10 protein-coding genes are annotated in these 8,114 nt (G+C 70.5%); 4 read left to right on the forward strand and 6 right to left on the reverse strand.

Translation table 11 applies throughout. The features are described 5' to 3' along the window. Positions 1-242 precede the first annotated feature (242 nt). Both V9U70_RS21375 and V9U70_RS21380 read left to right on the forward strand, forming a co-directional pair. Positions 243-500: a hypothetical protein gene (locus V9U70_RS21375; RefSeq protein ID WP_336677578.1), complete on the forward strand. Its 258-nt coding sequence runs from the start codon at positions 243-245 to the stop codon at positions 498-500. Positions 501-834: 334 nt separating this feature from the next. Continuing rightward, a complete protein-coding gene (locus tag V9U70_RS21380) occupies positions 835-1,140 on the forward strand; it encodes a hypothetical protein (protein ID WP_336677579.1) in 306 nt (101 codons plus the stop codon). On the opposite strand, the gene V9U70_RS21385 is transcribed toward V9U70_RS21380, so the two are convergent. After that, positions 1,133-2,443, reverse strand: coding sequence for an FAD-dependent monooxygenase (locus V9U70_RS21385; RefSeq protein WP_336677581.1), 1,311 nt, complete (start codon positions 2,441-2,443; stop codon positions 1,133-1,135). The two genes, V9U70_RS21380 and V9U70_RS21385, sit on opposite strands and share 8 nt — an antisense overlap. After that, a complete protein-coding gene (locus V9U70_RS21390) occupies positions 2,440-3,837 on the reverse strand; it encodes an MFS transporter (RefSeq protein ID WP_336677582.1) in 1,398 nt (465 codons plus the stop codon). Before V9U70_RS21390 ends, V9U70_RS21385 begins: the two co-directional genes overlap by 4 nt. Positions 3,838-3,956: 119 nt before the next feature. On the opposite strand from V9U70_RS21390, the gene V9U70_RS21395 reads away from it, so the two are divergent. Further along, complete coding sequence (locus V9U70_RS21395) at positions 3,957-4,598, forward strand: TetR/AcrR family transcriptional regulator (protein ID WP_336677584.1); 642 nt, start codon at positions 3,957-3,959, stop codon at positions 4,596-4,598. 193 nt (positions 4,599-4,791) lie between these two features. Here V9U70_RS21395 and V9U70_RS21400 read toward each other — a convergent pair whose 3' ends face one another. The 4 genes from V9U70_RS21400 to V9U70_RS21415 all read right to left on the reverse strand — a co-directional run bounded on the left by V9U70_RS21400 (position 4,792) and on the right by V9U70_RS21415 (position 7,092). Continuing rightward, positions 4,792-5,175: an SDR family oxidoreductase gene (locus V9U70_RS21400; protein ID WP_336677586.1), complete on the reverse strand. Its 384-nt coding sequence runs from the start codon at positions 5,173-5,175 to the stop codon at positions 4,792-4,794. Positions 5,176-5,493: 318 nt separating this feature from the next. Further along, the gene (locus tag V9U70_RS21405) at positions 5,494-5,994 is read right to left on the reverse strand and encodes a cupin domain-containing protein (protein ID WP_336677587.1); all 501 of its coding nucleotides are present in this window, start codon (positions 5,992-5,994) and stop codon (positions 5,494-5,496) included. Between the two features lie 152 nt (positions 5,995-6,146). Next, positions 6,147-6,548 carry a DUF6193 family natural product biosynthesis protein gene (locus tag V9U70_RS21410; protein ID WP_336677588.1) on the reverse strand — a complete coding sequence of 134 codons (402 nt, stop codon included), beginning with the start codon at positions 6,546-6,548 and terminating at the stop codon, positions 6,147-6,149. A 289-nt stretch (positions 6,549-6,837) separates the two neighbouring features. Continuing rightward, positions 6,838-7,092, reverse strand: coding sequence for a DNA glycosylase family protein (locus V9U70_RS21415; RefSeq protein WP_336677590.1), 255 nt, complete (start codon positions 7,090-7,092; stop codon positions 6,838-6,840). Between the two features lie 363 nt (positions 7,093-7,455). Here V9U70_RS21415 and ku point away from each other — a divergent pair. Continuing rightward, on the forward strand, positions 7,456-8,114 hold a 659-nt coding region (gene ku / locus V9U70_RS21420), incomplete at its 3' end, for a non-homologous end joining protein Ku (protein WP_336672915.1).

Consider the following 8,114-nt stretch of genomic DNA (forward strand, 5'->3'; position numbering starts at 1 on the left):
CAGGATGCCTGAACCACTGCGTCAGGCGGTTCACCAGCTCGTCTCCGAAGTGGTCATGAACTGCCAGGAGATGCTGCGGTAAACCGAGCCGGGCGTCGCCCACACTGGCAGCGGATGACGCTGCACCGGACGACGGATGCGGCAGACACGATGAACACGGTGGCCATGCTGATCGCGGCGTACTGTCAGCAGCACGCCGGGACGCCGGCCCTCGCGAATCGGACCGGCAGAAGAGCGCCGGGATGCTCGGCACTCCGCCTCCGTCCGAGAGCAACGACGGGCCGCACCACTGGTACTCCGCGGGACAGGGATACGCGGAGGGCTGGGCGATGTCCGAGCCCGATGAGCAGCGGAGCTTCACCGAGGCATGCCTCCATGGGGTGCGGGCCCGGCTCTGCGGCGACATCGACGCGCTGGACGGTTACCTGCCGCCGCACGTTGCGGAACTGGCTCGGAGGATTGCCGGGGTGCTGAAGGTGCCGCAGTCGGCCACCGCGTGATGTGCCAGTGCGCGCCTGCTGCCGAGCGCCGCTGGAGGCTCAGGTCGGTGGGCGGCTTCATCCGCCCGGGTGGCCGCTGCGCGGGCGGCAGCGGCGGTGTCGAGAGCAGCGGCGTCCGCAGGGGTACGGGCTGATTCGGCATAGGCCTCCGCGCGGCCGGCCGCCTTGCCCGCGGCAGCCGCGTCGGCGGTGGCCTGAGCGCGTGGTACCCGATGGTGCGGGCCGGCGACTGCTGGGCCTTCGCCGCCCCGGCCGCGTAGTCCAATGCCTCCTTCGAGTAGCCGCGGGCGTCCGCGAGTGCCTGGCGGCGTTCGCCGCGTGCTGGTAGACGGCCTTGGCGTCACCCTGCGCCTGGTCGGCGATGCTCTGGGCGGCCGAGGCCTCCTGGGCCGCGTTGATGGCGTGGGCGCTCGCGACGGCCTTCTGCTGCTCGGCGATGGTCTTCGCCGCCTGGCCGGACAGGACCACGAGAGAAGAGGCGGAGTCCTTGGACACGTACGGCGAGCCGAGCTGGATGGCGTCCTTCGCGGGAGCCGCTGCCTGCGCCGCCGCATTCCCGGCGTCCACCGCCGCCTGCGCGGCGACATATGCGGACCCCGCTGCTTTCGCCGCAGCGGCGGTGGCCTTAACGATCAGTTAAGCGTGTCCGGGCCGGGCTCGTGTGCTGTGGTGGAGATCGGCGTTGCCGGTGCCACCGGTGGTGGCGGGGAGGCAGCTGCGGCGGCAGCCCTCCTGAACTCCGGCAGGACCAGCGCCGCATGGGCCGGCCGCCCCTCCTCCGGGGGCGCGGAGTCGAGAGAGCGCAGCATGGTGTTGCGCTGCTCGAGCGCCCGGGCCGTGGTCGGGAAAAGGGCGGCCTCGCCCTTGCCGACCCCATCCTGGTTGAGCGTCACGAACGCGCGGGTGTCACGTTCGTAGGCGGCGAGGCCCGCGGCGTGATCCTTATCGGCCGCCAGGGAACCGGCGAGCATGTATGCGCCGACCAGGGCGAGGCTGGAGCCCTGGCCGGTGAGGAACGAGGGTGCGTACGCGGCGTCACCCACCAGCGCGACCCTGCCTCTGGACCAGCGGGGCATCCGGATCTGGCTGACCACGTCGAAGAACAGGTCGTCCGCGTCGCACAGGGACGCGAGCATGCCCGGGACCGCCCACCCCGCGTCGGCGAAGACCGCCGTGACCAGGTCCAGTTGGGCCTGCGGGTCGCGGTACGCCTCGTAAGGAGGCTGGGGGCGGGCAAAGTTCAGGATGCCGTGCGCGTCACCGCCGGCGCCAACGGCGTACAGCACGGCGGCCCGGCCCGGGGCGTTCCACATCGCGGCCTCGCGAACGAGCCCGAAGGTGTTGCGCACGGTGAACCCGGCGAAGCAGTAGCCGAGATAGCGGTGGAAGCGCTCCTCGGGGCCGAACAGGAGCTCGCGGGTGTGGGAGTGCAGCCCGTCCGCCCCCAGCACCAGGTCGAACGTACGCCTGCCTCCTACGCGGAGGGTGACGTCGACCCCGTGGCGGTGCTGGTCGAGGGTGTCGATGGAGTCGCCGAACAGGAACTCCACGTCGTCACGGACCACCTCGTGGAGAGCCCCGGCCAGTGTCCCGCGCCGCACCTCCAGGTCTCTTCCCGCGACACCGCCGGTGACGGCGTACGGGTCGACCGAGGCCACCTCGGCGCCGTCCTCGTCGAGGAAGGTCAGCCGCCGCAGATCGATGTGCGCGTCCCGCAGCCGCGGCAGAAGCCCCATCCGCCGGACGACGTCGAGTGCGGTGCCGCGCACGTCGATGGGATAGCCGCCGTCGCGGACCGCGCCCGCCTTCTCGACCACGGTGACGACGAATCCGTAGCGGTGGAGCCAGTACGCGAGGGCGGACCCAGCGATGCCGGCCCCGGATATCAGGACCGTCCGCCCGCGTGCGGCGGAGGTCTTCTCCAACAGATCGGTGCGGGTCATATCCTGGCTCCTTTGCTCAGGGTGCGGACGACGAGGAGGGACAGCACGGTGACGGCGCCGGCCAGGACGAAGCCGGCGACGAAGGCCGATTCGGCCGGGAGGTCCGACCCGGCGGGGGTTCCGGCGGTGAGGATCGCGCCGCTGAACTGGACGCCCACGGCGAAGCCGATCACGCGCGTCACCAGGACCAGGCCGGTGGCGATGCCGGTGTCACCGCGGTCCACGGAGGTGGCGGTACTGGTCACCATCGCCGTGACGCAGAGCCCGTTGGCGAGCGCGATCAGCGCCTTGCCGACGACGAGGTGCCAGGCCTCGGTGTGTACGGCCGCCAGGCCGAGCAGGCCGACGGCCATGATGAAGACCCCGGCGGTGACCACGGCACGCGAACCGAACCGCCGCACCCCGAACCCGCTGAGCGGCCCGGCCAGCGACGCGGCCACGGCCCCGGGCAGCAGGAAGAGACCGATCCGTGTCGCACTCGCCCCGAACCCGTACGCGTCGGCGGACAGCGCGAACAGCGCCGGGACGAGATAGACCGCCACCGACGTCCCCACGCAGATCATGAACGTCAGCACGCACGACTTCCACACCTCCGGGCACCCCAGCATGCGCAGATCGACCATCGGCGCGGCCGCGCGACGCTCGACGGCCGTCCATCCGGTCGCAAAGGCGGCCAGCACCGCCAGGAGGACGGCGAGCATGAGGGGCCTCGCGGCGAGGTCGGGCGCCAGCGCGAGTACGAGCATGAGCGTGACCAGCGTTCCGCTCAGGAGGCCGAGGCCGGGCCAGTCGATCCCGGCGCCGTCCGACCGGCGCGGCGGATCGTGCGGCATCAGCCTGTTCACCAGCACGGTCGCCCCGATGACCGCGAGCGTCGGCAACGCGAACATCCAGTGGCGGGAGAGCCCCTCGGCCACGGGCCCTGCCGACAGCGTTCCCGCCACAGTGCCCCCGACGAACAGCCCGCTGACCACCCCGATGGCCACCTTGGACTCTCCCTCGGGGAGGTGTTCGCGCACCAGGATGAACGACAGGGGCAGCGCACCCACCATTGCCCCTTGCAGTATCTGGCCGAGCAGCAGCACCGGCAGATTCGGCGCCAGGGCGGACACCAGACCACCGGCGCAGACCACGGCCATCAGCCGGACGAGCACCTGTTTCCCGCCGTAGCGGTCGCCTAACTTCCCTGCCACCGGCGTGAGGAGCGCGCCGGTGACGAGAAGCACGATGCTGAGCAGCGCACCTTCGGCGTGACTCATCTGCAACTCGCGTCGCAGGAGCGGGAGCGTCGGCGTCACCACCGATTCCAGGGCGCCGGTGGCCAGCGCCAGGATGCCGAGGGCCCGGACAGCGGCTTTTCCCATATGGAGCGGAGCAGCCTGGGTCGTGGTCATGGAGGTCCTTTCCGTCACTGCCCGGCGAGCCGGGGCCGAACGCATGCGGTGGAACGCGCGCGGAACGCACCGGGTGAACTACACTACACCGTGCAGTGTAGGACGAGTAGGATGAGCCCATGCCGACCACCAAGACCCTGCGCGAGGGGTCCACCCGGAAGCGGGCCGCCATCCTCTCGGCGGCCCGGGAACTGTTCCTCGCCGACGGCTTCGACCGCTCCAGCGTCGACGCGGTCGCCGCCCGGGCCGAGGTGTCCAAGCGGACGGTCTACGACTACTTCGGCGACAAACGCACCCTGCTGCGGGCGGTCGTCGACTCCGTCGGCCAGAGCCTGATCATCACGGTCCGGCGCACTCTCGACGACACCCTCCGCGGACTCACCGAGGCCGGTGAACTGGAGGACGGCCTGGTCGCGTTCGCGATGCGCATCGCGACCGACATGCTCGGCTCGGCGGAGTACACGACACTGCGACGCCTGGTCCGGACAGAGTCCGGCCACCTGCCGCAACAGGACTACAACCCCATCGCGGACACCCCCGACGAGGCGATCGCCGAGCGGTTCGCCGCCTTCGCCGAGGCCGGACTGCTCGACGTTCCCGACCCCCGGCTGGCGGCCGACCAGTTCCTCGCGCTGACCTTCGGCGTCGCACTGGACCGGCTCGGCTCCGCGAACGCCGCGCAGGACGCCCGCGTACGGCCGCTCGTCGTGGAGGGAGTACGGACCTTCCTGCGCGCGTACCGGGCCGAGGCGCGTCGGTGATGTTCCGCCCTGGTCGGGCGTGACAGCAGGACGGAACTCCCGTCACCATCGCGCTCGGCGGTGGTTCCCCCACGCCCAGCCCGGGACCGCGGTCGGCAGCCCTCTCGCCGAGCTCGCCCCCGACGATGCTCCCCCGGACTGCCGGCACTGGATCGGCGTCCGCTGCCCCGGAAGACCCTGGAGGTGGGCCCCGTCACCACCGCCGCCCTCCAGGGCAGTGCGGCCGTCCTGTCCAGCTCGCGACCGGGCCGCGGCAGGCGGCACCCGCGTGCCCGGAGCGGCTCCGGCAGTCTGGTCCGCGCGTCGCTTCGGCCGGTTGGGCCCAGGCGTGGCCGGAGGTGGGGCGGGCGATGATCTGGCTGACGTCGACATCGGCGGGCTGGTCGATGGCGAACGCGATGGCCGCGCCGATGGACGAGGCCGGGATGGCGACGCTGCGGAACATGCGCCTCTCCTCACGGCCCACCGGGCCCGCGATGGACTCGGCCAGTTCGGATTCGGTGACGCCAGGGCAGACGGCGGTGACGCGGATGTCGCCGCCGACCTCCTGCCGCAACCCCTCCGAGACGGCCCACACGGCCTTAGATACCGATGGCGAAGAACAGCACTCCGATGAATCCGGCCCAAACCTGCCCAGCACACCCATATGGCACGGTCTGCCCTGAAAACGCTCCCTGTGGCCCAAACTCAAGGAGGCCGCCCGGACGTCATCGCCGCTGGCCGACAACCACGCCAGCGGCCCGCTGTATCCGCTTCATTCACGCAGGCCATCTATGCCGTCTCGTCAGCCGCGCGGCGCTTGATGGACGCGGTACGGGTCCGGGTCGCGGCCGGTCCAGCGCTCTCCCTGCAAGCCGTCTGGCGACCTCAGGCGGTGCCGCCGTAACTCAGATCGTCACAGTTCGGCGCGTCGGCAGTAACGGCGGATCAGCTCTGCTTGCTCGGGAAACCGCCGCAGGAGGTCAGCCTCCTGGCCGAGCGTCATGTCGGCGTAATCGAATCCGGGCGCTACGGCTTCGCTGATCAGGCCGTGGTCGCCCTGGGTGAGGTGGGATGCCTTCCAGACTCCACCGGGGACGGCGAGCGTGAGGAGCTGGCCGCGGCGAGGGTCTTGGCCCAGCACGGCGGTGTGGTGGCGGCCGTCGGGGTACAGGAGGTGATACGTGATCGCTTCGCCGTGGTGGTGAAAGTGCAAGATATCTGACTGATTGAGATGCCAGTGGCCTACGGGCGATCGGCGCGTCAGCAGGTAGTGGATGGACGACAGTGTGTACCGCTCGCCGGCAGGAGTGGAGATGCGGGGACGATGATCGGCCTGGAACATCCGGCGGTAGTACCCGCCCTCCACGTGCTCCTCCAGGCCAAGCGCCTCGATCCACTGCTCAGCGGTGATCACGCAGTCCTCCTCAGACCGGTCGCCCGGCGACCTCGACTGCCCGGCAGTCCTTCAGCCTGACCGGCAGAACCGATGTCCAGGCACTTACTGACCCATCTCATCCGAGTTTGATCATTCTCAGCCAAGTGAACCGGCCCTGCCGTCCTGTCGCCTCAGCCGGCAGGACGGTCGAGCTCGGGCCAGGGTCCCTCGAAGGCGGGCCCGCAGTCGTCGGGCAGATGGACCACGACCAACGCGGCCGCTTCCCGCGGAGTAAGCGCCTCGCCCAGTGTGCCGCCTAGGCGCAGCGGCGCGTAGACGATGCACGATTGTGCGTCGCCCACGATGTATGGCAGGTCGTTGCTCCACGGGAACTGCGTGTTCCGATGAAAGCTGAGCGCCCCATGGCTCGGGAAGGGGTACAGGGCCCGCAGCCGAGGTTCGGCGTAGGCGGCCGCTATAACCGCAGAATTCCCTCGCCGCGCCCCAGGGCGCGCCTCTAGTATTCCGCGCCAGGTTTCCTCGACGACCGTCTCATGAGCCATGTCGTGATCCTGATGCATGGCTTCTGACATGACAACCCGCTCCACCCCGTCCGCGCGAGGGCGTCGGGGCACGCTGGAGGGTTTCGGCGGCGGTCCAGGGGCCAATTGCCGGGGATGAGCTGGAGCCGCGGCCATCACCTCCGGCAGCGCCGTGGCCGCGGCTTCTTCAGGCGCGGGGCGTAGGAGCAGGCGCGCAGGATCGCGGCCGCTCTCGACCGGTCGACTCCGGCCCGGTGCCGCCCCCAGCTCGGCACCATCGCCAGGTGGCCGCCGAAGGTGGGACCCGCATCCCCTCGAGGCCGGCCCCGAGGGCTTCCCCTTACCGGTTCAGCAGGTACCGACAGGCGTAGTGGGCGCTGCCGGTGGTGAACCGCTGTTCCAGCACGCTCGGAACCAGGGACTTCATCGCCAGACCGGTACGGGCCGGCCGCAGCCCGCCGTGCTTGCGGTGTGCGGCGGCCACCACCCGGCGACGGGGGCTGAACGCGTCCGGCTGGTCGTCGGCGCCAAGCAGGGCCGGTAGCTGCGCCAGGGCCCGGTCGGCGCCTGGACCCCATACCGTGCCGGTGATCAACTGTCCGGCGGCCGTGCCGGGGCGGTCGCTGATCTGGAGGGTGGCCGGGCCGTCGGGAGAGCCGGAGGTACACCACCAGGTTCCGTCGGGCCCGTGCCCGCAGGCCGGGTTTTCCGCGGCCGCGCTGCAGAACGCGCGGCGTGCGGTCGAGATCTGAGAGCGCAGGCGGCGTCCAGGTGCGGCTGGGCATGGCTCTCAGCGTACGAGGGCCCGCTGACGCGGTGGTGAAGGTGCGGGCAGCCCAGCCTGGCGTGAGGATCGTAGGTGCGGGCAGCGGCCCGGCGCGTCCTTTACCCGACGAGTACGTCCGCGTTCCGGTTCGCAGCCTGGTCCGACACCGATGTGGGGGGTGTGGAGGTAGGAATGCCGCGACCGTTGTGGGCAGGGGCGATCAGTTTCGGGCTGGTCACGATCCCGGTGAAGATCGTGTCCGCGACCGTGGACCACGATGTCCACTTCCACCGGGTGCACCTGGAGGACATGGGCCGGGTGCGGACGCGGAAGGTGTGTGAGCTGGATGGTGAGGTCCTCTCCCAGGAGGAGATCGGCAAGGGCTACGAGATCGCGAAGGACCAGACGGTCACGGTGACGGACGAGGAACTGGAGCAGATGCCGCTGCCGACGGCGAAGGCGATCGAGATCGCCACGTTCGTCGACGCGGAGACGGTCGACCCGGTTCGTATCAGCGACTCCTACTATCTGGCCGCCGACGGGCAGGTCGCCGTGAAGCCGTACACCCTGTTGCGCAAGGCGTTGGAGCGGTCCTCGAAGGTGGCTGTGGCGAAGCTCGCGTGGCACGGCCGTGAGCGCCTGGGCCTGCTGCGGATTCGCCAGGGCGCGATCGTGTTGCACTCCATGAAGTGGCCCGTCGAGGTCCGCAACCCGCAGGAGCTGGCCCCGCGCGCGGTCGAGGTCGGCGAGGAGGAGATCGAGCAGGCTCTGCAGCTGGCCGAGCGGATGACGATCGAGGACCTGTCCGGTTTCCACGACGAGTACCGTGAGGCGCTGGAGGACATCATCGC

It is taken from the genome of Streptomyces pratensis (assembly GCF_037137275.1).
In the GTDB taxonomy this organism is placed as follows: Bacteria; Actinomycetota; Actinomycetes; order Streptomycetales; family Streptomycetaceae; genus Streptomyces; species Streptomyces pratensis_B.